The organism is Pseudomonas sp. 25 R 14, from assembly GCF_900004755.1.
GTDB lineage: Bacteria > Pseudomonadota > Gammaproteobacteria > Pseudomonadales > Pseudomonadaceae > Aquipseudomonas > Aquipseudomonas brenneri.
Map to the genome: position 1 here is coordinate 49,740 of NZ_CVTS01000027.1, position 25,878 is coordinate 75,617.

General features: G+C 59.6%; 22 protein-coding genes and 2 tRNA genes. 8 read left to right on the plus strand and 16 right to left on the minus strand.

What is annotated here, in order from left to right:
• Positions 1-163 precede the first annotated feature (163 nt).
• Positions 164-1,276: an LOG family protein gene (locus BFQ03_RS05650; RefSeq protein WP_032858390.1), complete on the minus strand. Its 1,113-nt coding sequence runs from the start codon at positions 1,274-1,276 to the stop codon at positions 164-166.
• A 332-nt stretch (positions 1,277-1,608) separates the two neighbouring features.
• A complete protein-coding gene (locus BFQ03_RS05655; protein ID WP_032858389.1) occupies positions 1,609-2,043 on the minus strand; it encodes a PA3611 family quorum-sensing-regulated virulence factor in 435 nt (144 codons plus the stop codon).
• A 192-nt stretch (positions 2,044-2,235) separates the two neighbouring features.
• On the opposite strand from BFQ03_RS05655, the gene BFQ03_RS05660 reads away from it, so the two are divergent.
• From BFQ03_RS05660 to BFQ03_RS05670, 3 genes are all read left to right on the plus strand, one after another.
• Positions 2,236-2,946, plus strand: coding sequence for a tRNA-uridine aminocarboxypropyltransferase (locus tag BFQ03_RS05660; protein WP_065942654.1), 711 nt, complete (start codon positions 2,236-2,238; stop codon positions 2,944-2,946).
• A gap of 162 nt (positions 2,947-3,108) precedes the next feature.
• Entirely contained in the window at positions 3,109-3,756 is a 648-nt protein-coding gene (gene erdR / locus BFQ03_RS05665; protein WP_032858386.1) for a response regulator transcription factor ErdR, read from the plus strand.
• A gap of 77 nt (positions 3,757-3,833) precedes the next feature.
• The gene (locus BFQ03_RS05670; protein ID WP_032858385.1) at positions 3,834-4,196 is read left to right on the plus strand and encodes a diacylglycerol kinase; all 363 of its coding nucleotides are present in this window, start codon (positions 3,834-3,836) and stop codon (positions 4,194-4,196) included.
• On the opposite strand, the gene BFQ03_RS05675 is transcribed toward BFQ03_RS05670, so the two are convergent.
• Positions 4,193-5,119 carry a LysR family transcriptional regulator gene (locus tag BFQ03_RS05675; protein WP_032858383.1) on the minus strand — a complete coding sequence of 309 codons (927 nt, stop codon included), beginning with the start codon at positions 5,117-5,119 and terminating at the stop codon, positions 4,193-4,195. The two genes, BFQ03_RS05670 and BFQ03_RS05675, sit on opposite strands and share 4 nt — an antisense overlap.
• Positions 5,120-5,244: 125 nt before the next feature.
• Between BFQ03_RS05675 and fpr the strand changes: the two genes are divergently transcribed.
• A complete protein-coding gene (fpr, locus tag BFQ03_RS05680; RefSeq protein ID WP_003172178.1) occupies positions 5,245-6,024 on the plus strand; it encodes a ferredoxin-NADP reductase in 780 nt (259 codons plus the stop codon).
• 182 nt (positions 6,025-6,206) lie between these two features.
• Here the strand turns inward: fpr and tsaA are convergent, their stop codons facing one another.
• From tsaA to rimO, 5 genes are all read right to left on the minus strand, one after another.
• On the minus strand, positions 6,207-6,902 hold the full coding sequence (tsaA, locus tag BFQ03_RS05685; RefSeq protein WP_032858381.1) for a tRNA (N6-threonylcarbamoyladenosine(37)-N6)-methyltransferase TrmO: 696 nt from the start codon (positions 6,900-6,902) through the stop codon (positions 6,207-6,209).
• A gap of 3 nt (positions 6,903-6,905) precedes the next feature.
• Positions 6,906-7,367, minus strand: coding sequence for a YehS family protein (locus BFQ03_RS05690; RefSeq protein WP_032858379.1), 462 nt, complete (start codon positions 7,365-7,367; stop codon positions 6,906-6,908).
• A 66-nt stretch (positions 7,368-7,433) separates the two neighbouring features.
• The gene (locus BFQ03_RS05695) at positions 7,434-8,144 is read right to left on the minus strand and encodes an rRNA pseudouridine synthase (RefSeq protein WP_029295333.1); all 711 of its coding nucleotides are present in this window, start codon (positions 8,142-8,144) and stop codon (positions 7,434-7,436) included.
• A 107-nt stretch (positions 8,145-8,251) separates the two neighbouring features.
• Positions 8,252-8,722 carry a GNAT family N-acetyltransferase gene (locus BFQ03_RS05700; RefSeq protein WP_032858377.1) on the minus strand — a complete coding sequence of 157 codons (471 nt, stop codon included), beginning with the start codon at positions 8,720-8,722 and terminating at the stop codon, positions 8,252-8,254.
• A gap of 103 nt (positions 8,723-8,825) precedes the next feature.
• Positions 8,826-10,154, minus strand: coding sequence for a 30S ribosomal protein S12 methylthiotransferase RimO (gene rimO / locus BFQ03_RS05705; RefSeq protein ID WP_174553310.1), 1,329 nt, complete (start codon positions 10,152-10,154; stop codon positions 8,826-8,828).
• Between the two features lie 321 nt (positions 10,155-10,475).
• On the opposite strand from rimO, the gene BFQ03_RS05710 reads away from it, so the two are divergent.
• Positions 10,476-12,377 (plus strand): potassium transporter Kup, encoded by a 1,902-nt coding sequence (locus BFQ03_RS05710; protein ID WP_032862406.1) that lies wholly within the window; start codon positions 10,476-10,478, stop codon positions 12,375-12,377.
• Between the two features lie 186 nt (positions 12,378-12,563).
• Positions 12,564-13,838: an amidohydrolase family protein gene (locus BFQ03_RS05715; RefSeq protein ID WP_139115649.1), complete on the plus strand. Its 1,275-nt coding sequence runs from the start codon at positions 12,564-12,566 to the stop codon at positions 13,836-13,838.
• A gap of 146 nt (positions 13,839-13,984) precedes the next feature.
• Here BFQ03_RS05715 and BFQ03_RS05720 read toward each other — a convergent pair whose 3' ends face one another.
• The 4 genes from BFQ03_RS05720 to BFQ03_RS05735 form a co-directional block, all read right to left on the minus strand.
• The gene (locus BFQ03_RS05720; protein WP_065942657.1) at positions 13,985-15,265 is read right to left on the minus strand and encodes a virulence factor family protein; all 1,281 of its coding nucleotides are present in this window, start codon (positions 15,263-15,265) and stop codon (positions 13,985-13,987) included.
• Positions 15,265-17,907, minus strand: coding sequence for a bifunctional lysylphosphatidylglycerol flippase/synthetase MprF (gene mprF, locus BFQ03_RS05725; protein WP_065942658.1), 2,643 nt, complete (start codon positions 17,905-17,907; stop codon positions 15,265-15,267). Before mprF ends, BFQ03_RS05720 begins: the two co-directional genes overlap by 1 nt.
• A gap of 279 nt (positions 17,908-18,186) precedes the next feature.
• Positions 18,187-18,263: transfer RNA gene (locus tag BFQ03_RS05730), tRNA-Met, on the minus strand.
• 270 nt (positions 18,264-18,533) lie between these two features.
• Positions 18,534-18,610: transfer RNA gene (locus BFQ03_RS05735), tRNA-Met, on the minus strand.
• Between the two features lie 289 nt (positions 18,611-18,899).
• On the opposite strand from BFQ03_RS05735, the gene dinB reads away from it, so the two are divergent.
• Complete coding sequence (gene dinB, locus BFQ03_RS05740; protein WP_032862411.1) at positions 18,900-19,958, plus strand: DNA polymerase IV; 1,059 nt, start codon at positions 18,900-18,902, stop codon at positions 19,956-19,958.
• 28 nt (positions 19,959-19,986) lie between these two features.
• On the opposite strand, the gene BFQ03_RS05745 is transcribed toward dinB, so the two are convergent.
• The 4 genes from BFQ03_RS05745 to BFQ03_RS05760 all read right to left on the minus strand — a co-directional run bounded on the left by BFQ03_RS05745 (position 19,987) and on the right by BFQ03_RS05760 (position 24,741).
• Complete coding sequence (locus BFQ03_RS05745; RefSeq protein ID WP_032862412.1) at positions 19,987-20,940, minus strand: hypothetical protein; 954 nt, start codon at positions 20,938-20,940, stop codon at positions 19,987-19,989.
• A gap of 20 nt (positions 20,941-20,960) precedes the next feature.
• Positions 20,961-22,676 (minus strand): proline--tRNA ligase, encoded by a 1,716-nt coding sequence (locus BFQ03_RS05750; RefSeq protein WP_032862413.1) that lies wholly within the window; start codon positions 22,674-22,676, stop codon positions 20,961-20,963.
• A 135-nt stretch (positions 22,677-22,811) separates the two neighbouring features.
• Entirely contained in the window at positions 22,812-24,344 is a 1,533-nt protein-coding gene (locus BFQ03_RS05755) for an AmpG family muropeptide MFS transporter (RefSeq protein ID WP_032862414.1), read from the minus strand.
• Positions 24,345-24,387: 43 nt separating this feature from the next.
• Entirely contained in the window at positions 24,388-24,741 is a 354-nt protein-coding gene (locus BFQ03_RS05760; protein WP_032862415.1) for an MGMT family protein, read from the minus strand.
• 165 nt (positions 24,742-24,906) lie between these two features.
• Between BFQ03_RS05760 and BFQ03_RS05765 the strand changes: the two genes are divergently transcribed.
• Positions 24,907-25,878, plus strand: a 972-nt coding sequence (locus tag BFQ03_RS05765; protein WP_065942660.1) for a DUF481 domain-containing protein, incomplete at its 3' end; no start/stop codon positions are given.

Consider the following 25,878-nt stretch of genomic DNA (forward strand, 5'->3'; position numbering starts at 1 on the left):
CGCTCCCTTGTAGGAGGCGGCTTGCCGGCGATAGCGGTGGGTCAGGTATCAATACCGTGGCAGATAGACCGCTATCGCTGGCAAGCCAGCTCCTACATGGATTTTGCGTTTATACAAAAAGGCCCGCTATGAAAATAGCGGGCCTTTTTTGCGTTTTACGGCATCACGCTGGCTCCGGCGTCACCCGTTGCTGTGCTTTACCCTGGGCTTGAGCCCAGTTTTCCGGCAAGTTGATGTAGTCCACCAACTCCCGCAGCCGGCCCTGATTACGACCGGTGAAGTTGAATACCAGTCGCGTCAGGTGGTTGAAGCGAGGCTCATCGTATTCCTCACCGGCATAGGCCAGTTGCTGGAAACCGTCGCTGAGCAACAGGTCTGCGAAGGCTGTTTGTATATGCGTCAACGCATGCTCGCTGAGAGGATGGTTCATGCGGACCACGAATTGACGTTTCAGCCAGCGGGTAGAGTGGAAGTTGGCATAGAACTGGTTGATTTCATGGACCGCCTCCTCGGCGCTATGCACCAGGCGCACCAATTTCAGGTCGGTGGGCAGGATGTAGCGGTTGGCCTCCAGTTGGTTGCGAATAAACTCCAGGGCGCCTTTCCAGAAACCGCCCCCCGGTTCATCCAGCAGTACCACGGGAACCAGCGGGCTCTTGCCGGTCTGGATCAGGGTCAAGACTTCCAGCGCTTCATCCAGGGTGCCGAAGCCGCCAGGGCACAGCACCAGCCCATCGGCTTCCTTGACGAAAAACAGTTTGCGGGTAAAGAAGAAGTGGAACGACAGCAGGTTTTCCGTGCCATCGATGGTCGGGTTGGCATGCTGTTCGAAGGGCAGGGTGATGTTGAACCCCAGGCTGTGTTCCAGGCCCGCGCCTTCGTGGGCGGCGGCCATGATGCCACCGCCACCACCGGTGATGACCATCAGGTCAGAACGGGCCAGGGCTGCGCCCACTTCCCGGGCCAGGGCATACAGGGGGCTTTCGACCGGGGTGCGGGCCGAACCGAATACCGTGACCTTGCGCCGGCCCTTGAACTGTTCGAGTACGCGGAAGGCATGGTCCAGCTCGCGTATGGCCTTCAAGGTGATCTTGGCATTCCAGCGGTCACGGTCGTCCTGGGCCATGCGCAGCACGGTGAGGATCATGTCGCGATACAGGGGAATGTTCGGGCTGCTGGGGGCAATCAGGTTGAGTTGCGCTTCGACCTGCTGGGCGAGGTCGGTCCCGTTGTCTGGAAAATGACGGGTGAGGAGGTCATTCGGTTGATCAGGCATTCAGCTTCTCCTTCGTTACAGAGCCCCGGCGTCTTGTTGCAGGCTGCTGACGGCGACGAAACAGGCTCTGTATGTTCCTTGTGATTAAAAACCTTTGCACTGCAAGTCACGCGAGGGCAACCCTTTTTTGCCCTGGAAATGTTACCGGATCACTCGATCATGACCCCCTAAAGTCTTGTCTGGCAATAACTTATTGGAGATGAAGGAGAGTGGTGGTGCAACTGTAGGAGCGAGCTTGCTCGCGAAGATCGTCATCGGTGACACGGGCAATCTGAATGAATGGGTTGCCCTGACGTTTTTCGCGAGCAGGCACGCGCCTGGAGGATGAAGGCTTACTTTTTCTTCTTGGCCGGGGCAGGGCAATCAGCCTCGACGAACTTGACCGACGCCACCGGGCGGTTGCTCTTGTTTTCGGTGATTTCGTAGCGCATCACGGCACCCTTGGCCATCAACTCGCGGTAGCCTTTGTTCAGGCAAACGCTTTGCCCCAACTGGAAATACACCGCCTTGGGGTTGGCGCGCATTTGCTCGGCACGTTCTGGTAATACGCTCAGGTGGTCAATCAACTGCATGCCTTCGACGGTGTAGGCCACTTCCAGGGTTTGTTCATCGATTTCCCTGGGCAGGTCTTTGTTGCTTTCCGCCGCGACGCTTTGCAGTTTCTTGTTCATTTGCAGCTCCACCAGGGAGGCTGCCTGGGCGCCCAGGGGCAATACCAGCGCCAGGGCGACGGTCGGGGCGGCAAGACGCAACATAAGACGCAGCATGAAACTCTCCTGATTCGGTTACTGGTCCATAGACCCGCCACTGCGCTGTGCGTTCAGTGGCGCGCGATTATAGGTGACCTGGAGCCGCGACGGCCAGGCGTATTGGCTGGGCAGCTCTGGTAAACTGCCGGCACTTTTGCCTGTCCCGAGTTTATCCGTGTCGATTTTCATCGCTCCACCCTGGCGCCCGCTATGAGTCACGCAGTCTTTCGCTTGCGTACCCAGCGCCTGGCCCGTGCCGTCAGCCCTTTTGTTGCTCGGGGCTCGCGTGCCGAACGTTGCCCCAGATGCCGGGTCATCCCCCAATACTGCCTGTGTGCATGGCGGCCAAAGGTTCAGGCCAGGTCGGCCATGTGCCTGTTGATGCACGACGTGGAGCCGATGAAACCCAGCAACACTGGCTGGCTGATAGCCGATGTCATCGAAGACACCAGCGCTTTCCCCTGGTCGCGCACGGCCGTCGAGCCAGAGCTGCTGACCCTGTTGGCCGACCCGCAATGGCAGCCTTATATCGTCTTTCCCGGCGAGTTCGTTGCACCGCAGCGAGTGGTCAACGAGGTCAGGGTGACGGACGGCAAACGCCCGTTGTTTATCCTGCTCGATGGTACCTGGAGCGAAGCGCGCAAGATGTTCCGCAAGAGCCCGTACCTGGAGCACCTGCCGGTACTGAGCCTGGAACCGGAGCAGTTATCGCGCTACAAGTTGCGTCGCTCCAAGCGCGATGACCACTTCTGCACCGCCGAAGTGGCCGCCTTGTGCCTGGAACTGGCCGAGGACCAGCAGGCCAGCGAAGTGCTGGATGCCTACCTGGATGTTTTCAGTACCCACTACCTGGCGGCCAAGTTCCAGTTGGCGCTGGACCCGACAGACAACGTGCATACGCGTCTTGCACCTTATCTGTAGGCATTCGGGGCCAGAGGACCTTTGCATGATGGCACTGCAGCGCCTGAGCCGGCTAAAATGCCATCAGGCGTAACTGTTCGTGACAGCCGCTGGCTGGCACCTCGTACGTTGGCGAGCACCGAACCCATCGGTGCTCCCATAAAAAACAGGATCATTTAATAAATGGCCACATACGAAATCCTGATTGCCGATGACCACCCTCTTTTCCGCAGCGCGCTGCACCAGGCCGTCACGCTGGGCCTGGGCCCGGATGTGCGCCTGGTTGAAGTGGGCAGCATCGCTGAGCTGGAAACCTGCCTGACCGACAAGACCGATTGGGACCTGGTGCTACTGGACCTGAATATGCCTGGCGCCTATGGGTTTTCCGGCCTGGTGCTGTTACGCGGGCAATACCCGCAGATTCCAGTGGTGATGGTGTCGGCCCAGGAAGAGGCAGACGTCGTCGTGCGCTCCCGCGAATTCGGGGCCAGTGGCTTTATCCCCAAGTCCAGCTCCATGGAGCAGATTCAAGCGGCAGTGCGTACGGTGTTGGACGGTGACGTCTCGTGGCCGCCCCAGGCATTTGAAGAAATCAATGTGTCCGCCGAAGCCAAGGCCGCCCAGGAAGGGCTCGCCAGCCTTACCCCGCAGCAGTTCCGTGTATTGACCATGGTCTGCGAAGGCTTGCTGAACAAGCAGATCGCCTATGAGCTGAGTGTGTCCGAGGCGACCATCAAGGCCCACGTTACCGCGATTTTCCGTAAGTTGGGCGTGCGCACCCGCACCCAGGCGGCGTTGCTGCTGCAACAACTTGAGTCAATTTCCCACTGATAGGGCGGCTCGATTCACGCTTTTTTGACCTGGCTTACTCTAGCTTCCCACCATCTTTTTGCGCAGTTGCCTACTCTATGTCGCCTTTCAAGGGTCAAACCGGTATCAAACGTATCTTCAACGCAGGGGGCTATTCCCTCGATGGCCTGCGTGCGGCTTTCACCGGCGAGGCGGCCTTTCGCCAGTTGGTGTTGCTCAACGTCATCCTGATTCCATTGAGCTTCTTCCTCAATGTCAGCCGCGTAGAGCGCGCACTGCTGATTGCGGTGTGCCTGCTGGCGTTGATTGTCGAGTTGCTCAACTCGGCCGTGGAAGCGGCGATCGACCGGATCTCCCTGGATCGCCACCCTTTGTCGAAAAACGCCAAGGACATGGGCAGCGCCGCGCAGTTCGTGGCATTGACCATGATTACCGTGGTGTGGGCCGTGATCCTGGTCTAAGCGATATTCGGCAGCACGATTTCGTCGCTGCGCTGCACCCCGGCGGTGAAGGCGCGGCACAGTTCGAGGAACTCGCGCATGGCCGAGGTCTGGTACTTCTGTTTATGCCAGATAAAGTAGAACTGCCGGGCCAGGTCCAGGTCCGGGGTTTCCACCGGCACCAGGCTGCCACGCCGGAACGCGTCCCGTAGCGCCAGGCGGGAAATGCAGCCAATCCCCAAACCAGACTCCACGGCCCGCTTGATGGCCTCGGTGTGCTCCAGTTCCAGCCGGATGTTCAGCGCACTGCGATGGTGGCGCATGGCTTGATCAAAGGTCAGGCGTGTCCCGGAGCCCTGTTCCCGCAGGATCCAGGCTTCATGGGTCAATTGCTCCATGGTCGCCTGGCCGCGCAGGGCCAGGGGATGCTGCGGTGCGCAGAACACTACCAGTTCATCCTCGACCCAGGTTTGCACCTCGATATCCGGGTGGCTGCAGTCGCCTTCGATTAGACCCAGATCAATTTCGTAATGCGCGACCTGATGCACGATATGCGCAGTGTTTTGTACATGCAGTTTCACCTGGCTCTCGGGATGCTGCTGCATGAAACTGCCGATCAGCAGCGTGGCCAGGTAATTGCCGATGGTCAGCGTGGCACCGACCGCCAGGGAACCGAAGCCGGACTTGCCGTTGAGCAGGTCCTCGATCTCCTTGGCCTGGTCCAGTAGCGCCACCGCCTGGGGCAGCAACTGATGGCCGAGGGCGTTGAGGCTCAAGCGTTTGCCGGCACGGTCGAATAATTGGCAGCTGGATTGGCGCTCCAGCTCGGTGATCGAGGTGCTGGCGGCGGATTGAGATAAGGCCAGAAGGCCAGCAGCGCGTGACACACTTTCCTGCTGGGCGACGGCGACGAAGACTTGCAGTTGACGGAGAGTAAATCGCATATCGATATAACCGATAACCCTTATCTTAATAATCCAGTTAACAGATATTGTCGCCGCCATTAGAATACTGTGCAATTGCGCACCTATCATTTTGGCGCAGACCTATTTCCAGGAGTTCCCCGTACATGAGCAACATGAACCACGAGCGTGTCCTCAGTGTTCATCACTGGAACGACACTCTGTTCAGCTTCAAGTGCACCCGCGATCCGGGCCTGCGCTTCGAGAACGGTCAGTTCGTGATGATCGGCCTGCAACAGCCCAATGGCCGCCCGCTCATGCGTGCTTACTCCATTGCCAGCCCGAACTGGGAAGAGCATCTGGAGTTCTTCAGCATCAAGGTCCCGGATGGCCCGCTGACTTCCCAGTTGCAGCACTTGAAGGAAGGCGACGAGATCATCATCAGCAAAAAACCGACTGGCACCCTGGTGCTGGACGATTTGAAACCGGGCAAGCACCTGTACCTGCTCAGCACCGGTACTGGCCTCGCTCCATTCATGAGCGTGATCCAGGACCCGGAAACCTACGAGCGCTTTGAGAAAGTGATCCTGTGCCACGGCGTGCGTTACGTCAACGAAGTCGCCTATCGCGAGTTCATCACCGAGCACCTGCCGCAGAACGAGTTCTTCGGCGAGGCGCTGCGTGAAAAACTGATCTACTACCCGACCGTGACCCGCGAGCCGTTCGAAAACGAAGGCCGCCTGACCGACCTGATGCGCAGCGGCAAGCTGTTCAGCGATATCGGCCTGCCGCCGATCAATCCTGAAGACGACCGCGCCATGCTGTGCGGTAGCCCAAGCATGTTGGATGAGACCAGTGAAGTGTTGAACAGCTTCGGCCTGAAGGTTTCGCCACGCATGCGTGAGCCGGGTGACTACCTGATCGAGCGTGCGTTCGTCGAGAAATAACCTCTGGTCACCTGTAGGAGCGAGCTTGCTCGCGAAAATCGTCAACGATAACGCGGTCATCCAGAGTTGACGCGTTGTCCTTGCGCTCTTCGCGAGCAAGCTCGCTCCTACAGGTAAATGCGTTTGCAAAGAAAAGCCCGCATTGCCTGTGAAGGCAGTGCGGGCTTTTTCATTTTTGCGATTTACTTCACCGCAACCACTTCAAGCACACAAATCATCCCCGCCTCGGGATAGTGCCAACGCACATCCACATCCCAGAACCGCACGCCATATTCGCGCTCCGGCCCAGGCGTCTGATACGCCGGCCGTGGATCCTGTGCCAGGCACTGTTCAATCAGCTCCACCAACGGTTCGCCAAGGCGCTGAGCGTGAGTGTGAGCCTGTTGCAGTGCGGTCTTCAGCCATTGCACGGGGATCAGCGCCGGTGCGGCACTGGCAATACTGTTGGTCGCGGTATCAATGATGTCGGCATACGGCACATACGGCTTGATGTCCAACACCGGCGTACCATCGAGCAGATCAATCCCGGAAATCCACAGCCGGCCCGGCTCCACCTTGTCCAGTTTCACCACCGACTGGCCAATCCCATTCGGGCGATGGGTCGCGCGGGTGGCAAATACGCCCATGGACGTGTTGCCCCCCAGGCGCGGCGGACGCACCTTCAACCGCGGTTTATCCTCCAGGGCCTGATGAAACAGAAACAGCAACCACACATGGCTGACCTGCTCCAGGCCTTGCACCGCCTCACCCTGGTCGAACGGCGCCACCAACTCCAGCACGCCCCGGGCGGCGGGTGCCAGTTGTGGCTGGCGCGGGATGGCGAACTTCTCCTTGAAGCAGGAGTGCACGAAGCCCACGGGCGAGACGTTGTAACTCATGGCTTAAGCACGAACTCGCAGCGTCAGCCCCTTGAGGAAATTACGCAGCAACTGGTCGCCACACGGGCGATAGTTGGTGTGGCCGAACTTGCGGAACAACGCGCTCAGCTCCGGCTTGGACACCGGGAACTCGGCCGCCTTGAGGATGGCGTGCATGTCGTCTTCCTTCAGTTCGAAGGCCACGCGCAGCTTCTTGAGGATGATGTTGTTGGTCACCGGGGTTTCGATCGGCTGCGGTGGACGGCTTTCGTCCTTGCCACGCTTGAAGATCACCAGGCCATCGAGGAAATGTGCCATGACCTCGTCCGGGCAGAACACAAAGCCTTCTTCCTCATCTTTCTTGAGGTAGGTCAGCAGGTCGTCCTTGGACACTTCCATGCCGCCGAGCTTGATGATCTCGACCATCTTGTTGTCGCTGATGTCGAGCATGTAGCGCACGCTGCGCAGTACGTCGTTGTGAATCATGGTGGGCAATCCTGGTATTCGACTGTAGACATCGCCCGGGCGGGCGATGTCGAGAGAGAGGGCGGCTTAGAACTTTTCTTTGCCGGACATGTAGCGCCATTGGCCGACCGGCACTTTGCCAATGGACACGCCGCCAATACGGATGCGGCGAATGGCCACAACCTTCAAGCCAATGGCTTCGCAGAACAGGGCAATGATGCCGGGCTGCGGGTTTTTCAGGGCAAAGCGCAGGCGGTTCTCGTTCTGCCAGCTGGCTTTGACCGCAGGCAATTCCTTGCCTTTGTACATCAGGCCGTGGGCGAGGCGGTTCAGGCCGTGCTCTGCCACGTCGCCTGCGACTTCAACCACATATTCCTGCTCGATCTTGGCGGCATCGGCCGTCAGCTTGCGCAGGATCTTCCAATCCTGGGTAAACACCAGTAGGCCGCTGGCCTTGGCTTGCAGGTCGGCGCTGGCGGTCAGGCGCAGGAAGTGGCCTTTGAGCGGGCGCTTGCTGAAGCGGTGTTCTTCTGACAGCGTCTCGGCGCTCAGGGACTGCATCGCGCTGTCGACATCCACACCTGCCGGCGCATGAAATAGGATAGTCACCGGCTCTGGAGCCGTGGCCTTGGCCTCGGGATCAAGTTCGACTTTTTGTGTCGTGACCTTGAACTGCGGCTCATCGATCACTTCGCCATCCACCGAGACCCAGCCGCCTTCGATAAACAGCTCGGCCTCCCGACGGGAGCAACCGACCAGTTCGATAAGGCGTTTGGAGAGGCGTATGGGGTCAGTCATGACAAGGGCCGTAACAAAAGGGGGCAGCTATTGTACCTGCCTGGCGCCGGTTAATCCCGGCCCCATTTCGCTGCTGTTGCTTTTTGTGGGAGCTGGCTTGGGTTGTATCAGCCGCTGCGTGTTTGCTGGGCCTGGCGCAAACGCATATGCAGCAAGGGATAGGGTTGGCCCATGCCGTCATGCTCGGTGCGCCCGATCACTTCAAAGCCCTGTTTAAGGTAGAAGCCCAGGGCCTGCGGGTTCTGTTCGTTGACGTCCAGTTCCTCGGCATTCATCGACTCAATGGCATAGCGCAATAATTGCCGCCCCAGGCCCTGGCCTCGGTACTGCGGATCGATGAACAGCATCTCGACCTTGCCTGCCGCGACGCCGGCAAAGCCGGTGATACGCTGGCGCGTGTCCTTGGTGCAGATCAGCATCACGGCATCCAGGTAGCGCGTGAGCACCAGGTTTCTCAGGCGCTCGATGTAACTTTGCGGCAAGAAGTCATGGGTGGCCCGCACCGATGCCTCCCAGATCCGGGTCAGCTCCTGATAGTCGCTGGGTTTGGGGGTGTGGATAACCGAGTGCTGGCCCATGCCCGCTGCTCCTTGCTGCTTGTTGGCGGTAATGGGGCAAACGATAGACCTAAAAAAGCCCCGCATCTTGTCCAGAAGCAGGGCTTTTTCAATTTTTTACAGCTTAGTCGCGTTTTTGCGCCCAGAGATCGTACTCGTCGGCGTCCGTGACCGTGCACCAGACTTTGTCGCCCGGCTTGAGGCCGCTGGCATCGTCGATGAATACGTTACCGTCGATTTCCGGAGCGTCGAAGAAGCAGCGGCCGACCGCGCCTTGCTCGTCCACTTCGTCGATCAGCACTTCGATTTCCTTGCCGATGCGCAGTTGCAGGCGTGCGGAGCTGATGGCCTGTTGATGGGCCATGAAGCGCTCCCAACGGTCCTGCTTGACGTCATCCGGCACCACGGCCAGGTCCAGCAGGTTGGCCGGCGCACCTTCCACTGGCGAGTACTGGAAGCAGCCAACGCGGTCCAGTTGGGCTTCGGTCAGCCAATCCAGCAGGTACTGGAAGTCTTCCTCGGTTTCGCCAGGGAAGCCGACGATGAATGTCGAGCGGATGATCAGCTCAGGGCAGATCTGGCGCCAGTTCTTGATCCGCGCCAGGGTCTTGTCTTCAAACGCCGGGCGTTTCATGGCCTTGAGCACTTTCGGGCTGGCGTGCTGGAACGGGATGTCCAGGTACGGCAGGATCTTGCCGGCGGCCATCAGCGGGATCAACTCGTCCACGTGCGGGTACGGGTAGACGTAGTGCAGGCGCACCCACACACCCAGGCTGCTCAAGGCTTCGCAGAGTTCGGTCATGCGGGTTTTCACTGGCGCGCCGTTCCAGAAACCGGTGCGGTACTTCACGTCGACGCCGTAGGCGCTGGTGTCCTGGGAGATCACCAGCAGCTCCTTGACGCCAGACTTGACCAGGCGCTGGGCCTCGTCCAGCACATCGCCCACCGGGCGGCTGACCAGCTTGCCACGCATCGACGGAATGATGCAGAAGCTGCAGCTGTGGTTGCAGCCTTCGGAAATTTTCAGGTAAGCGTAATGACGCGGGGTCAGCTTGATGCCTTGCGGCGGCACCAGGTCGATCAGCGGGTTGTGGTCCTGGCGCGGTGGCACCACTTGGTGTACGGCATTGACCACCTGCTCGTACTGCTGCGGGCCGGTTACGGCCAGCACGCTTGGGTGCACGTTGCGGATATTGCCTTCTTCCACGCCCATGCAGCCGGTGACGATGACCTTGCCGTTTTCCTTGATGGCTTCGCCGATCACTTCCAAAGACTCGGCCTTGGCCGAGTCAATGAAGCCACAGGTGTTGACCACCACCACGTCGGCGTCCTGGTAGGTGGACACGACATCGTACCCTTCCATGCGCAGTTGGGTGAGGATGCGCTCGGAGTCGACCAGAGCTTTCGGGCAACCCAGGGAAACAAAGCCAACCTTTGGGTTGGCTTTTGCGATGGTGGTGGACATGTCTAACCTCGGTATTGAATGACGCCGCCAGTCGGGCACGACAGGGCTGCGGACGGGCACTTGATGTGCCTCTGATCAAAAAGTGCGCAATTCTATCGACGGGAAACGCGCTTGACCAGCTTTATGCAGGGAAATACGACGAGTGCTGCGCTATGCTTCGCGCCGTTGCACCAAGAGTAAGTCCGTAGTCAACAAATAGTCTGTTACTAGAAGTACGGTGGCACATACTGTGTATAGCTTGGCTTTGGGCTTAAGTGTATAGCTGTGCGGTTTATAAAAGACCTCAGGTCAAAAGGTCAGGAGCGGTTGATGGGTCAGGCAAGTGGTCAGGCAACAGGCGTCGAACATTCCACGGCAAAGCCGATTGGTATGCTGGTGGCGGCGGTCGGGGTCGTCTATGGCGATATCGGTACCAGCCCGCTCTACACCCTTAAAGAGGTGTTTTCTGGCAATTATGGGGTGCAGGTCAATCATGACGGCGTGCTGGGAATCCTGGCGCTGATCTTTTGGTCGTTGATCTGGGTGGTTTCAATCAAATACGTGCTGTTTGTGTTGCGCGCCGACAACCAGGGTGAAGGTGGCATCATGGCACTCACCGCCTTGGCCCGACGAGCGGCAGGCAATCACCCGCGATTGCGCAGTTTCCTGGTGGTGTGCGGTCTGTGCGGCGCGGCGCTGTTCTATGGTGACAGCATGATCACCCCGGCGATTTCGGTGCTATCGGCCATCGAAGGTCTGGAGCTGGCGTTCGACGGCCTGGAGCATTGGGTCGTGCCCTTGGCGCTGGTGGTGCTGGTGGCACTGTTCCTGATCCAGAAACACGGCACCGACCGTATCGGCAAGCTATTCGGGCCGGTGATGGTCACCTGGTTCCTGGTATTGGGCGGCCTGGGTGTTTGCGGGATCATCCAGCGGCCCGAAGTGCTCAACGCGATGAACCCGATGTGGGGCGTGCGTTTCTTCATGGTCCATCCGGGCATTGGCGTGGCGATTCTCGGCGCCGTGGTGCTGGCGCTGACTGGTGCCGAGGCGTTGTATGCCGACATGGGCCATTTCGGCCGCAAACCCATTGCCCGTGCCTGGTTCATCCTGGTGCTGCCAGCCCTGGTGCTCAACTATTTCGGCCAGGGTGCGATGTTGCTGGGCGACCCCGAAGCCGCCCGCAACCCGTTCTACCTGTTGGCGCCAAGCTGGGCACTGTTGCCGCTGGTGGGCTTGTCCACGCTGGCGACGGTGATCGCTTCCCAGGCGGTGATTTCCGGTGCGTTCTCGTTGACGCGCCAGGCGATCCAGCTCGGCTACATCCCGCGCATGCATATCCAGCACACCTCCAGCGCCGAACAGGGCCAGATCTACATTGGCGCGGTGAACTGGTCGCTGATGGTCGGAGTGATCCTGCTGGTGCTGGGCTTCGAGTCTTCGGGCGCCCTGGCCTCGGCTTACGGGGTGGCGGTGACTGGGACCATGCTGATGACCACCATCCTGGTCTCCGCCGTGATGCTGCTGTTGTGGAAGTGGCCGCCGGTATTGGCAGTGCCTGTGTTGCTGGGCTTTTTGCTGGTGGATGGCCTGTTCTTTGCGGCCAACGTACCGAAGGTGGTCCAGGGTGGTGCGTTCCCGGTGTTGGCGGGGATCGTGCTGTTTGTGCTGATGACCACCTGGAAGCGCGGCAAGCAATTGCTGGTGGAGCGCCTGGACGAGGGCGGCCTGCCGCTGCCGATCTTTATCAGCAGCATTCGCGTGCAGCCGCCCCATCGCGTCCAGGGTACGGCGGTGTTCCTTACCGCCCGCCCGGACGCGGTGCCCCACGCCTTGCTGCATAACCTGCTGCACAATCAGGTGCTGCACGAACAGGTGGTGCTGCTGACGGTGATCTATGAGGACATCCCGCGCGTCCCGGCCCAGCGGCGCTTTGAGGTGGACGCTTATGGTGACGGCTTCTTCCGGGTGATCTTGCACTTTGGCTTTACCGACGAGCCGGACGTGCCCGAAGCCCTGAAGCTGTGCCACTTGGATGACCTGGACTTCAGCCCGATGCGCACCACCTACTTCCTCAGCCGCGAGACGGTCATTGCCTCCAAGCTCGAAGGCATGGCGCGCTGGCGCGAAGGGTTGTTCGCCTTCATGCTGAAGAACGCCAACGGCAACCTGCGCTTCTTCAAGTTGCCGGTAAACCGGGTGATTGAGTTGGGGACCCAAGTAGAAATGTAGACCCGGTTGAAAATAAAACCGCGATGGGCTGTATGCCATCGCGGTTTTTTTTGGCCTGTCGATTTGTACGGTGAAGTCACTGCCTTTCACATCCGGCCTGTTGAAACCGGGGGGTGTGCTAACGTCTTTTTACCCAAGTTTGCCGTCTGGCCCATAAGGATCAACTCACTACAGGGAAAGCCAAAGATGAAACGCGCACTCTCAGGATTGGTGTCAGGCATCACTCTTTTAGTCGTAGGTTGTTCGTCCAGCACCATTGATATACCTCCTGTCGCTCCCCAGGCACTGCAGTTTGCCGACTCACACTTCCATCCTTCCAATTACGCCTATCAGGGTGTTTCACTCAAGTCATTGTTGTCGGATTACTTATCGGCCAGCGTGGTCCGTTCGGTGGTGATGCCGCTGCCGTTGCAGCAGCGCTGGGACAGTTTTGAAAACTATCAGGTGACGGATACGTCCGGCCGTTTGTATGGCGCCAACTACTACATCGGCCCCAAGGCTGACTTGTACTATTACGCCTTCGCAGACGCGATGTATGCCCGGGAGTACCTGCAGTTGTCAGCGGCGGATCAGGGGCGATTGGACCTCATGATTACCGGCTTCAACCCCATGGATCGTTATGGGGCCCAGCACATCAAGCGGGTACTGCTGACCTTCCCGGGGGCTTTTGCCGGTATCGGTGAGTTCACGGTGCATAAGGAACTGGTGTCACGCAAGATCGCCGGCGAGACCATCCGCAGCACAGCCACCGTGCCGCTGCCCCCCGACCTCGATAAGAAAGGCACGATGTCGCTGTATGCGCAGTCCCTGGCAGACGTGTTGAAGGTGGCCGAGGAGACCGGCCTGGTGGTGACGCTGCACAACGACCTGTATCAGACGGAGGTCAATTATGACGGCACGGTGGAAGATGTTTTCCCTGGCAGGACCTACGAAGCTGCACTGAAGCATTTGTGCAGTACCGCGCCCAAGGCCTCGGTGATCTGGGCCCACACTGGGCTGGGACGCTACGTAAAGCCGACTTCCAGCCACTTGAAAACCGTTGCCCGGATCCTGGATAGCTGTCCTGCATGGGTGGTGGACATTTCTTGGGATCTGGTCCAGGAAAACATTATTCACCCAGGACCAGGCATGCCGCCCGTCAACGAGTGGATCGGCTTTTTCAATCAGTACAGCAGCCGGGTGTTATGGGGCTCCGACACCGTGATGTTCAGCAAGAACACACTTGAATTGCCGGATAAGGTCGTGCCTGGCCAGCGTCTCACGGTCGAGCAATACCTGGCACTTCCCGAGTTGCTGCGACCGCTGTTCAGTCGGCTGCGGCCTGATGTCGCGGAAAAAATCAGCTACGGCAACTATGTGCGATTGTTTGATGACGCGCGGCGTAAGGTGCGAGCCTGGGAGGCCAGCCATGCGCAGGATGATGTGTGGGATCTTTCCGGACCATCCGCAGCGGTGCGCTGAAACCTGCAAAAAGCCCCCGTTGCCTTTGCGCCAGCGGGGGCTTTTTGTCGCACGCACTATTTGATCTGCAATGCAATCAACTGCAGGGACTGGTCCACCGCTATCGCAGGCAAGCCAGCTCCCACATTGACCGAGTTCAGCAGGAGTTATTCGGCCTTGGCCTGGCGCTTCTCGATGATATCCACCAGGCGCTTGGCCAGTGCCGGGTAGTTTTCGTCGAAGTGATGGCCACCCGGTAGCTTCATGGCTTCACCCACGGCGGTCTTGTCGGTGCAGCCACTCTCGTCGACTTCTTCCTCGCCGTAGATGCACACCACTTTAGCGGCTGGCAGCTTGGCCATTTCCGGGCCAGTGGCTGCTTCCTTGCCAGCATTGCCCAGCCAGCCTTCCACTTCGATCTCAAAGCTGCCAGTGCGGGCAAAGGCCAGCAGGATAATTGCGTCGACCCGCTGCTGCTCGGCTTCCGGCAGGCGGTTGTAGATGGCCGGCAACACATCGGCACCGAACGAATAGCCGGTCAGCACAAAGCGCTTGGTGCCCCATTTCTGCCGATAGTGCTGCATCAGCTCGGTCAGGTCCTTGGCGCTCTGCTCCGGGCTTTTGTGCTGCCAGTAGTAGCGCAGGGTGTCGATGCCGACCACCGGATAACCGATCTTGGCCATCTCGCCGGCCACGTCGCGGTCCAGGTCACGCCAGCCGCCGTCGCCAGAGAGGAACAGGGTCACGGTGTCCTTGGCCTGGCCGGCGGGTACTTCAACCACCGGGATCGCCAGGCCGCCATTGTCCGAACCTACCAGTTGCTTGCGCAGTTCGTTGTTCAGCACCTGCGGGTAGTTGATGTCGTAGTCGCTGATGCTGGTGGTGGCACGCGGGGTGTCGCGTACGAAACTGGCGCTTTCGTCGTCAGGGTTATCGTTCCAGGCCACCAGCCAGTTGCCGTGGGCAGCGGTCTTGGGCAGCGGGTCTTTGCAACCTTCCTGGACCAGGGCGAAGCCCACGGAGATGGCATTAGCCTTGTCGTCGTTCTGCGTCGCCAGCCAGCGCCAGGCGAGTGCCGCGCCAGGGCCGATGCCGCTGACCAGGGTGGCCGGGCCTTTGAGCTGGCTTAGTGCTGCTTGCAGGGCTTGTTCCTGCAGTTTGCAGTCGTCCTTGGGCAGGATCACTTGCACGATCTGCGCAGCGCCGCCCTTGCTCAGGGCAATCAGTTGGCTGTCGCTCAGGCTGGCATCGGCCATTACGGCCACCGCTACGCGGGCCTTGGTGGTGGTGCCAGGCGTCACACGGGTCATGGTCGAGCCGTCGGCCTGGGGCAGTTGTTCCAGGGTCGGTTGAGGGGCGGGGCGATTCCAGTACCAGTAGCCGCCACCGAGGATCAGGGCCAGCACCACCAGACTTGCCAATACATACCGCCAGGAGCGTCGAATCATCAGCGTTTCACCAATCCAGTCAAGCCGCCCGCGATCAGGGCGGCGGTATCGGCCAGTGCCACCAGCGGATCAAGTCCTGCGGGCACGGCCATGTAACGAGGTTCCCAGTCAGGCTGGAACTTGTCTTTGAAGCGGCGCAAACCTTGGAAGTTATACAGTTGCTCGCCACGTCGGAACACCATCGAGCCCAGGCGCTGGGTCAGCGGTGCACCACGGCGTGGTTGCAGGCCCGACAGCGGCACCATGCCGAGGCTGAAGCGTGCATAGTTGTGGCTTTTATAGTGCTGGATCAAGCCAACCATCATGAACTCCATGGTCAGCTTTGGCGCATCAGGGTGCGCGCGCATCAGGTCGAGACTGGCCAGGTCATGGCTGTAGGTCTCCAGCAGATTGGCGAAGGCCACCGGCTGCCCTTCGAAGCGAATCACCGCAATGCGAAAATGCTTGAGGTATTCGTCGCTGAAACGTCCCAGGGAGAAGCCTTTTTCGCGCACGTTCTTACCGGTCAGCCAGGCATCGGAGATGATTTTCAGCGCGTCCATCGGTGCCTGGCCCGGTTCGAAAATCTCCAGGGATAGGCCGTCTCGGGTCCCGCGGTTCCAGGTGTAGCGTAAATCCTTCATCTCCTTGCCCTTGGCTTCCAGGTCGAAGCGCTTGAGATCGACCCGGGCTTCTTCACCCAGCTTGATCGCGGTCAGGCCGATGTCCATATAGAAGGGCAGGTTCTCTGCGCGCACCTGGTAGAACACCGGGCGGGCGTGATGAATGTCGCAGAGGTCGCGGAACTGCCAGATCATCTCGGCCCGTGGCTGGGTCGGACCGATCGGGTCGTACAGGGCCACCAGGCTGCGGCCACGCCGGGCATACATCAGGAACGCTTCATCGTTGGGGTGAAACAGCAGGGCCTTGTCGCCGGTCAGTGCCAGGCCACCATCGGGTTGCGACGAGGCCATCAGGATCCTGGTGGCGCGCTCCAGTTCATCGGCGGTCGGCAGGTGGATCACCGGGCGTGCGGTGCGCAGCAGCCAGGTCAGCGACACGATCACCAGCAGCACGGCAGCCCCCAGCAGTGAGCGCAGGCCACGCGGGGCGTTGGCGTCGAGGGTGAATTGCCACCACAGTTGATGGCTGTAAGGCACATCCTGATAGGCAAACAACAGCAGCCAGATCGAGGCCCCCAGCACACAGACGCTGGCCACCAGGTACAGCGGCGAGAAGGGCAGCTCGGTCAGGCGGCTGGCGCGGTAGAACGAGCGCCGGAAGATTGCCAGCAGCACCGCGGTTGTGGTCATCAGGCTGGCTTCTTCCCAATCGAAGCCTTTGAGCAGTGAGAGCAGGGCGCCGACCAGCAACAGCACCATGGTCAGCATCCAGGCTGCCGACAGGCGCCGGCGCAGGCCCTGGGCCAGCAACAGGCACAGCACGCCGATCAGGCTGGCACCAAAGTGCGAGGCGTCAATCAGGCGGTGGGGGATCAGGAAGCCGATGTTTTCCAGGCGCGAGTCGATTTCCGGGGTGGCGCCGGAGAACAGCAGCACCACCCCGGACAAAAAAACCAGCACGGCCAATACCGGTGCTGCGAGGCCCGAGGCCACCCGCAGGCTCTGCTGGGTCTGGAACAGGCGCTGGGCTTCGTTGATCAGCAGGAAGATGCACGCGATCAACAACGGCAGTACCACGTAGATCATGCGGTACAGCAGCAGGGCGGCGGCCAGTGGTGCGGCGCCGAGCTTATCGGCAAAGGCGGCCAGCAGAATCGCTTCGAACACGCCGACACCGCCCGGCACATGGCTGAGTACACCCGCTGCAAGTGCCAGCAGGTACACCAGCAGGAACGGGCCAAACGGTGGGGCTTCCGGCAGCAGTATATAGAGAACGGTAGCGGCGGCAGCTACGTCCAGGGCGGTGATGATCAGTTGCAGAAAGGTCAGGCGGCGTCCAGGCAGGCGCAAGGTACGACGGCCGACCTTGACCAGCAGGTTGTCGGGGTAAGGCTGCTCTGGCAGGCGGCGGCGGTAAATCCCGATGCATAGCGCGGCTGAGAGCAGCAGCACTGCGCCCGCGATCCCGCCGAGCAGCGTGGCCGGCAGGTGCAGCGCGTTGGAGGCGGCTGGCAGGTTGCTCAAGGTTGCCAGTGCGGCGAGCGGCGGCAGTGCGCAGCCCAGGGCCAGGCTGGCAAACACGGTCATATGGGCCACTTCCGAGGCCCCGATACCGTGCCGTGCATAGAGGCGATAACGCACTGATCCACCGGACAGCATCGACAGACCGATCGCATTGCCAATGGCGAACGCGGTAAAGCCGCCGTAGGCCAAAGTCTTGGCCGGCAGTTTTACCCCGGCGTAGCGCGCGCCGGAAAATTCGTAGCCCAATAGAATAATGAACCCGGCGATCGCGGCGGCGAAGGCGCCCAGCAAGGAGGGTTTTGGTACTTCCAGGATCGAGTCGTGGAGGGCGTACAGATCCAGCTCAAGCAGCAGGTGGCGGCAGGCGATCAGGGCAATTGCAAACAGCAGCAACGTGACTGCCAGCCCAATGGGTTGACGATACTTGCTCAACAGATCCAGCCAGCGCAGGCGGGCGGGGGCGATCGGTTGTGTGGCTGTGACAGTGTCTTGTGGTTCAGACGAATTGGCGCGCATCAATCACCTCGTGGATTGTGCGCGACAGGATGGGGGTATCCAGCCAAGTTACCAATCCCTATGTACAAAATAATTACAAATAGTAACGCGGATTGCCGGGGCCGGCGACAGCGTCCATTAGTCGCGCAAGGGCGTGCTCGACACTTGAGCATAGCCTGCAAATGGATGGACTCCGAAACCCATGCGCGGTTTCATGAAAGATGCCATGCCATTGTTTCAAAAGAACTTTTTTAGCGGGCACAAAAAAGGCCACTCTTTCGAGTAGCCTTTTTTGATGTTTGGTTGCGGGAGCCGGATTTGAACCGACGACCTTCGGGTTATGAGCCCGACGAGCTACCAGACTGCTCCATCCCGCGTCTGTGGGCGGCATTCTACAGCGCAACGACGAGGTGTCAACCGTTAATGACATAAAGTGCAAAATAACTGCAAATCAGCCTAAGTGCGCGATTGAAAACGAGTTTTCACTGTAGGAGCGAGCTTGCTCGCGAAAAGCTCAAGGGCGCCGAGTGGATGCCGGGTGTCCGCGTTATCGTTGGCGTCCTTCGCGAGCAAGCTCGTTCCTACAGGGGGGAGGAAATCAACGCGCACAAAAAAGGCCACTCTTTCGAGTAGCCTTTTTTGATGTTTGGTTGCGGGAGCCGGATTTGAACCGACGACCTTCGGGTTATGAGCCCGACGAGCTACCAGACTGCTCCATCCCGCGTCTGTGTGTCGGCATTCTACAGAGGAATGGCGGTGTGTCAACCGTTGATTCAAAGAAAAGCGCTTGTGCTTCAATTGGTTAGCTCTCCAAGGGCGCTGGAAAAGGAGCTTCGGCCCAGTCTGGCTGTGGCCTTCAGCTCTATTGGGGGAGGCTCTTCGATTGAGAAAACAAATTCAATGAGGTTTTTTCCTGCCACTTTGTCAGATGATTCAAAGTACTGGTGCTATATACAGGTGTGAGTGCGATACTGGCGATCCGTCTACTTTATGTCCCGATTACGCCTCTCTATATGACGCAGCGCAAAATCATCCATGTCGACTGTGATTGCTTCTACGCGGCCATTGAAATGCGGGATAACCCGAGCCTGGCGCAAAAGCCCCTGGCGGTCGGGGGCTCGGCGGATCGGCGTGGGGTGATCGCCACCTGCAACTACGAGGCCCGGGCCTACGGGGTGCGGTCGGCGATGTCTTCACGCCATGCATTGAAGTTGTGTCCCGACCTGACCATCGTCAAGCCGCGCATGGATGCCTATAAAGAAGCCTCGAAGGAAATCCAGACGATTTTTCGTGACTACACCGATCTGATCGAGCCGCTGTCGCTGGATGAGGCTTACCTGGATGTGTCCGATTGTGCGCATTTCGGCGGCAGCGCCACGCGCATTGCCCAGGATATCCGCCGGCGGGTCTCTAATCAGTTGCACATCACGGTGTCTGCCGGGGTGGCCCCCAACAAGTTCCTGGCCAAGATCGCCAGTGACTGGAAAAAGCCCAATGGGCTGTTTGTGATCACCCCTGACCAGGTGGAAGACTTCGTATCGCAGTTGCCGGTGAGCAAGTTGCATGGTGTCGGCAAGGTTACCGCCGACAAGCTGGCGCGCCTGGGGATTGAAGATTGCCTGCAATTGCGCGAGTGGAACAAGCTGGCGCTGGTGCGCGAATTCGGCAGTTTTGGTGAGCGGTTATGGAGTTTGGCGCGTGGGATTGATGATCGTGCGGTACACAACGACAGCCGCCGGCAATCGATCAGTGTGGAAAATACCTACGATGTCGATCTACCGGACTTGCCCAGTTGCCTGGAAAAACTCCCAGAACTGATGGAGACCCTGGCAGGGCGGATGCAGCGTATCGACAGCAGTTATCGCCCGGGTAAACCGTTTGTCAAAGTGAAGTTCCATGACTTTACCCAAACGACGCTGGAGCAGGCGGGAGCGGGGCGGGACCTGGAGAGTTATCGACAGTTGCTGACCCAGGCGTTCAATCGCGGTGGTAAACCGGTGCGGTTGCTGGGGATTGGTGTGCGGCTGCTGGACTTGAGCCTGGGCAATGAACAGTTGGAGCTGTCCCTGTAGGAACCGGCAAGCCGGCTTCTACAGAGGGTCAGCGGATGCCGGGATCCGCCACCAGCCGGCCGCCATCCTTGGTCAGTGCCTTGAGAAATTCCTGCTGCAATTCGGGATCATTGCGTGTCAGTTCAATCAGGCTCTGTTCCAATTCGCTGGCTTCTTCTTCCAGTCCCAGTTCCGACAAGCGCTTGACCCGATGCACCCATTGGCTGACTTCGTCATCCTCCAGGTCGTCGTAGATCAAGCCGTGGGCTTCCAGCAGTTTGCCGCGCAGGGTGCTGCTGATGGCCAGGGACGAGTCCGAATGCACATCGTCCTGGGCATCTTCAATGCTGATCCGCAAGGTGCGGACCTGGCTCAGGTCCTGTTCGGCAAACGGGCTGTCCAACAGGTTCAGGCGCAGGACACCGTTGCGGTCGGTGGTCATCTCGTGGGTCTGCTTGCCGGCCTTTACTTGCACCGGTCGCTCGCTCCACGGCAGGCTGGTGTATTCCAGGCGTCGGTCGCGCTGGACTTCATCGATACCTGCCAGGTTCTGTTGCGCCCGGCCATGGGACTGCACGTTCATGAACGGGTTGAGCCCGGCCACGCCGTAGCTGATCCAGTCATGGGTCATGCTGTCTGGCAGGTTGCCCAGGGCAAAGATGTTCGCCACGTTGGCCCCGGCGCCCGCCACGACTGCCACGGCACCCAGCGGGATCTCATAGAGTTCGCGCCAGGGCTGGTAGGGCGTATAGCGATCATAGTGGCGCGTGACTTCAAACTCAGTGACTTCGAAAGTCCGCTGTTCATGAATGCGCACGCGGCGTTGCGGCAGTTCGAGCACTTTGGGGTCGCCGACATCAATCTGCAGGCTGTGGTCGAGCAATTTGCGCTCGATCCGTTCCTCGTGTTCGCTACGCTGCGACATCTGATTGGCGCAGCCGCTGACCAGCAGGGCGCCGCACAAGGCGGCGCCCCCCAGGGCTTTGGTGTTTCGCTTGAACATGACTTCTCTTGATCTGGTTTTCAGCGACGAATACGCGCCTGAAGGAAGGGCAGTACGTCAGCCACCGGCAACGGTTGGGCTTCGGCTTCGGTCCGGCTCTTGTATTCCAGATTGCCATCGGCCAGGCCGCGGTCACTGACCACGATCCGGTGAGGGATGCCAATCAGTTCCATGTCGGCAAACTTGATGCCCGGGCTGGTTTTTTTGTCGCGATCATCCAGCAGCACTTCGAAACCGGCGGCCGTCAGTTCGGCATACAGTTTGTCGGTGGCTTCGCGAACCTGCTCGGTTTCGTAGCGCAGCGGTACCAGGGCGATCTGGAACGGCGCCAGGGTGTCGCTCCAGATAATGCCTTTGTCGTCATGGTTCTGCTCGATGGCAGCCGCCACCACGCGGGAAACGCCAATGCCGTAGCAGCCCATTTCCAGGGTCACCGGCTTGCCGTTTTCGCCCAGCACTTCGCACTTCATCGCCTTGCTGTACTTGTTGCCCAGCTGGAAGATGTGCCCCACTTCGATACCGCGCTTGATTTCCAGGGTGCCCTTGCCATCCGGGCTTGGATCACCGGCAACCACGTTGCGCAGGTCGGCCACGGTCGGTACCGGCAGGTCACGTTCCCAGTTGACGCCGAAGTAGTGCTTGTCGTCGATATTGGCACCGATGCCGAAGTCGCTCATCAGCGCGACGGAACGGTCGATGATGATCGGCAGTGGCAGGTTCAGCGGGCCCAGGGAGCCGGCGCCGGCGCCAATGGCGTCACGCAGCTCGGCGTCCGAGGCCATGACCAGCGGGCTGGCGACGCCAGGTTGCTGGGCAGCCTTGATCTCGTTGAGCTCGTGGTCGCCACGGATAACCAGGGCGATCAGCTTGCCTTCTTCTTCGGCATGCACGATCAGGGTTTTGATGGTCTTTTCAATCGGCAGATTGAATTTCTCGACCAGGGCCGCGATGGTCTTGGTGTCTGGGGTGTCGACCAGGCGCAGCTCTTCAGCCGGTGCAGGACGGGAAGTTTCCCGTGGCACGGCTTCGGCTTTCTCGATGTTGGCCGCGTAGTCGGAACCGTTGCTGAAGATGATGTCATCTTCGCCAGACTCTGCCAGTACGTGGAACTCATGGGAGCCCGCGCCGCCGATGGAACCGTTGTCCGCTTCGACCGGGCGGAATTTCAGGCCCAGGCGGGTGAACACGTTGCAATAGGCCTGGTGCATGCGGTCATAGGTGACTTGCAGCGAAGGCTGGTCGGCATGAAACGAATAGGCGTCCTTCATGATGAACTCGCGGCCACGCATCAAGCCGAAGCGTGGGCGGATTTCGTCACGAAACTTGGTCTGGATCTGATAGAGGTTGAGGGGCAGCTGTTTGTAGCTGCTCAACTCGTTGCGCATCAGGTCGGTGATCACTTCTTCATGGGTCGGGCCAGCGCAGAAGTCGCGGCCATGACGATCCTTGAAGCGCAGCAACTCGGGGCCGTACTCTTCCCAGCGCCCGGATTCCTGCCACAGTTCAGCCGGCTGAGTGCTCGGCATCAATACTTCCAGAGAGCCGGCGGCGTTCATTTCTTCGCGAACGATCGCTTCGACCTTGCGCATCACCTTCAAGCCCATGGGCAGCCAGGTGTACAGGCCAGAGGCCAGTTTGCGGATCATGCCGGCGCGCAGCATCAGCTGGTGGCTGATCACGACCGCATCGGAAGGCGTTTCTTTCTGTGTGGCGAGCAAATATTGACTGGTACGCATGGTAGGCCGTTGTCGGTTGCTTGGACTTGAAGTGACCTGGGATTGTACGGGCGGTCGCCGCCAGAGTACAGGCATCAGGTGGTGAAGGGATTTCTGTGGGGCACTGGCTCCCACACAAGCCTACCCCAGCAGGTGTCAGTCTTCTTCGGGGGGATTCAAACGGATCCGCCGGCTTTCCTGGTACCAATGCAAGGCAATCAGCAGCAGCGTCGGCACGCCGAGCAGTGCGGTGATCAGGAAGAAGTTGTGATAGCCGAACTTTTCCACCATGACCCCCGAGTAGCCGCCGATCAGCCGCGGTAACAGCAGCATGATCGAGCTGAGCAGCGCGTATTGGGTGGCGGAGAACTTCAGGTTGGTCAGGCTCGACAGGTAGGCGACAAAGGCCGAAGTCGCCAGGCCCGAGCTGAAGTTGTCCAGGGATATGGTGAAGATCAGCATCTGCAGGTCGGCGCCCATGCCGGCGAGCATCAGGAACAGCAGGTTGGTGCCGGCCGAGGTGATGCCGCCGATAAACAGGATCGGCAGGATGCCGAACCGCACGATCAACAGGCCGCCCATGCCGGCACCGACCAGGGTCATGATCAGGCCGAAGATCTTGCTGACGCTGGCGATCTGGTCCTTGGTGAACCCCTGGTCGATATAGAACACGTTGGCCATCACGCCCATCACCGTGTCCGACATGCGGTAGGTAGCGATCAGCCCCAGCAGCAGCAGAGCCTGCCAGCGGTAGCGCAGGATAAAGTCGTTGACCGGCGTCAGCACCGGCGCCAGGCCCCGGCGACCCATGGCCGAGAGGCACAGGGCGGTGAGGATGATATAGAGGATCGCGCGCAGGAATGCGCGGTCTTCCAGCAGCAGGTCGAGCAGGCTCACGCCTTCGAACAGCACGCTGGCAAAGTCGGTGTTGTACAACTGGGTGAACATCGCCGGTACCGACACCAACAAGATGATCAGCACAAATACCGACATCAGTTGGTGGGCAAACGTATAGCGCCCGGCCTGCAACTGGGTGCGCAGCGGCACATCGGGCTCACGCATGAAAAAGCTGGTGAGCAGGGCTGGGATCATCAGCACCCCGAACAGCACATACGTGCCAGTCCACGCCGAGTGCTTATAGTTGAAGCCGGTGGAACCAAAACCTTCGGCAAAGAACAGCGCACCCGCCGTGGCCAGCAGGGCGGCGATGCGATAGCCGGACATGTAGCTGGCGGCCAGGGCAGCCTGGCGGCTGTCATCGGCGATTTCCAGGCGATAGGCGTCCACCGCGATGTCTTGGGTGGCGGAGGCAAATGCGACGATAACGGCAATGGCGATCAGCCAGGACAGGTGTTTCTGCGGGTCGCAGAAGCCCATGCCGATCAAGCCGAGAATCACCAGGGATTGGGACAGCACCAGCCAGGAACGACGACGCCCCAGCTTGCCCAATAGCGGTAGGCGCCATTGGTCCAGCAGTGGCGACCAGACCCACTTGAACGCATACGCCAGGCCGATCAGGCTCGCATAGCCAATGGTCTCGCGTGCCACACCGGCTTCACGCAACCAGACCGAGAGCGTCGAAAACACCAACATGTAAGGCAGACCGGCGGCAAAGCCGAGCAGTAGCAGCACTAACGTCGAGGGGCTGGCATAGGCAGCGAGCGCGGCGCGCCAGGTTTTACGGGGCATGGGCTGGAGTCTGCCTCAGATTTACGGAAACAAAGCGCGCACTCTAACCGCTGTGCTCTACCGGACGCCAGCCATGGCGCTGAATATCAACGCGATTGTTCAGGATACTGACACCTTCGCTGCGCAAACGCGCACGTTGCTCGTCGCCCGAAGCGCTACCCACTGGCAGACTTATCCGACCGCCGGCGGCGACCACCCGGTGCCAGGGCAACTTCGAACCGTCGGGAAGCTGGCTCAGCGTGCGGCCGACGAAGCGTGCGGCACGCCCCAACCCGGCCAGGTGCGCCAGCTCGCCGTAACTCACCACACACCCTTCGGGCACTTGGGCCAAGGTCAGGTACAGCGCGGTACGGCGCATTTCGGCCGGGTTTTGTGGAGTGTCGGCGGGCTCGTTCACTGTTCAGGCGGCTCGGTTGAAATTAGTCGTGGATATGTAAGAAACGTCTGTAAAAATGGCGATGAGAATTGAACTCAATAGAAAACCTTGAGTCAGTCCTTGCTAAGACTTGCGCTACGCCGATAATGCCCCTTTTTTCGCCAAACTTGAGCCCCGTAATCGCTTATGTTGTCCAGAACCTTGCTATGCCTCGCTGTTTTTACTGCATCTACCCCTGTGCTGGCCGATACGGTCTGGTTGAAAAACGGTGATCGCCTGACGGGCAAGATCAAGGTTTTCGACGGCGGCAAGCTGCTGATCCAGACCGAATACGCGGGCGCGATCCCGGTGGACTGGAAGCAGGTGAAAACCCTGGAAAGCGACCAAGAGCTGCTGGTCAAGCAAGATGCCTACAGTGGCGAAAAAGCCAAATCCCTGCAGGCGGCCGAAGATGGCAAGGTGGTCCTGGCCAATGGGGAAGCCCCCAAGACCGTGGAGTTGGCCAGCATCCAGCAGATCATCAAGCCCAAGCCTGTGATCGAGGATCTGGTGTGGAAAGGCAATGTCGATGTGGCGCTGGACTACAAGCGTGCGGAAAAAGACACCGACGACTATGACATCGACTTCAAGACCTCCGCCCGTCATGGCAAATGGCGTCATATTGCCGAAGGCGAATACAACCGCGAATTCCAGAACGATGTGGTCACCACCGATAACTGGAGCGCCGAGTACGCGCTGGATCGCTTTATCACCGATCAGTGGTTCTGGCAGGGGCGCCTGACCTACAAGCACGACAAGGTCGAAGACCTGCGCCGCCAGCGCACCATCGGTACCGGCCCGGGTTATCAGTTCTGGGACGATGAGTTGGGCGCTTTCTCCCTGGGTTCGCTGCTCAACCGCACCGATTATGAATACCAGGACGGCGGCAAGGACAACTTCTATTCCCTGGCGATGAAGTGGGATTACAACCGCTACCTGGTCGGCAAGACCGTGGAGTTCTTCACCAACGGCGAAGTGGGCAAACCCCTGGCTGGCCCGGCTGACTACGCCCTCGATGCGGAAATGGGCCTGCGATATAAGGTCACTGAATGGGCCTCGCTCAACCTCAAGGCCGAGCGCGACATCATCAGCGGCAGTGCGGACAGCAACCTGAGCAAG

Coding starts and splice junctions, on each gene's coding strand:
- BFQ03_RS05720 (WP_065942657.1), bottom strand. CDS start 15,265: ATGATTCGACGCTCCTGGCGGTATGTATTGGCAAGTCTGGTGGTGCTG.
- BFQ03_RS05670 (WP_032858385.1), top strand. CDS start 3,834: ATGTCGCCTTTCAAGGGTCAAACCGGTATCAAACGTATCTTCAACGCA.
- BFQ03_RS05745 (WP_032862412.1), bottom strand. CDS start 20,940: ATGTTCAAGCGAAACACCAAAGCCCTGGGGGGCGCCGCCTTGTGCGGC.
- BFQ03_RS05655 (WP_032858389.1), bottom strand. CDS start 2,043: ATGCTGCGTCTTATGTTGCGTCTTGCCGCCCCGACCGTCGCCCTGGCG.
- BFQ03_RS05675 (WP_032858383.1), bottom strand. CDS start 5,119: ATGCGATTTACTCTCCGTCAACTGCAAGTCTTCGTCGCCGTCGCCCAG.
- BFQ03_RS05715 (WP_139115649.1), top strand. CDS start 12,564: ATGAAACGCGCACTCTCAGGATTGGTGTCAGGCATCACTCTTTTAGTC.
- mprF (WP_065942658.1), bottom strand. CDS start 17,907: ATGCGCGCCAATTCGTCTGAACCACAAGACACTGTCACAGCCACACAA.
- BFQ03_RS05660 (WP_065942654.1), top strand. CDS start 2,236: ATGAGTCACGCAGTCTTTCGCTTGCGTACCCAGCGCCTGGCCCGTGCC.
- dinB (WP_032862411.1), top strand. CDS start 18,900: ATGACGCAGCGCAAAATCATCCATGTCGACTGTGATTGCTTCTACGCG.
- erdR (WP_032858386.1), top strand. CDS start 3,109: ATGGCCACATACGAAATCCTGATTGCCGATGACCACCCTCTTTTCCGC.
- BFQ03_RS05690 (WP_032858379.1), bottom strand. CDS start 7,367: ATGATTCACAACGACGTACTGCGCAGCGTGCGCTACATGCTCGACATC.
- fpr (WP_003172178.1), top strand. CDS start 5,245: ATGAGCAACATGAACCACGAGCGTGTCCTCAGTGTTCATCACTGGAAC.
- BFQ03_RS05650 (WP_032858390.1), bottom strand. CDS start 1,276: ATGCCTGATCAACCGAATGACCTCCTCACCCGTCATTTTCCAGACAAC.
- tsaA (WP_032858381.1), bottom strand. CDS start 6,902: ATGAGTTACAACGTCTCGCCCGTGGGCTTCGTGCACTCCTGCTTCAAG.
- BFQ03_RS05695 (WP_029295333.1), bottom strand. CDS start 8,144: ATGACTGACCCCATACGCCTCTCCAAACGCCTTATCGAACTGGTCGGT.
- BFQ03_RS05700 (WP_032858377.1), bottom strand. CDS start 8,722: ATGGGCCAGCACTCGGTTATCCACACCCCCAAACCCAGCGACTATCAG.
- BFQ03_RS05755 (WP_032862414.1), bottom strand. CDS start 24,344: ATGCCCCGTAAAACCTGGCGCGCCGCGCTCGCTGCCTATGCCAGCCCC.
- BFQ03_RS05710 (WP_032862406.1), top strand. CDS start 10,476: ATGGGTCAGGCAAGTGGTCAGGCAACAGGCGTCGAACATTCCACGGCA.
- BFQ03_RS05750 (WP_032862413.1), bottom strand. CDS start 22,676: ATGCGTACCAGTCAATATTTGCTCGCCACACAGAAAGAAACGCCTTCC.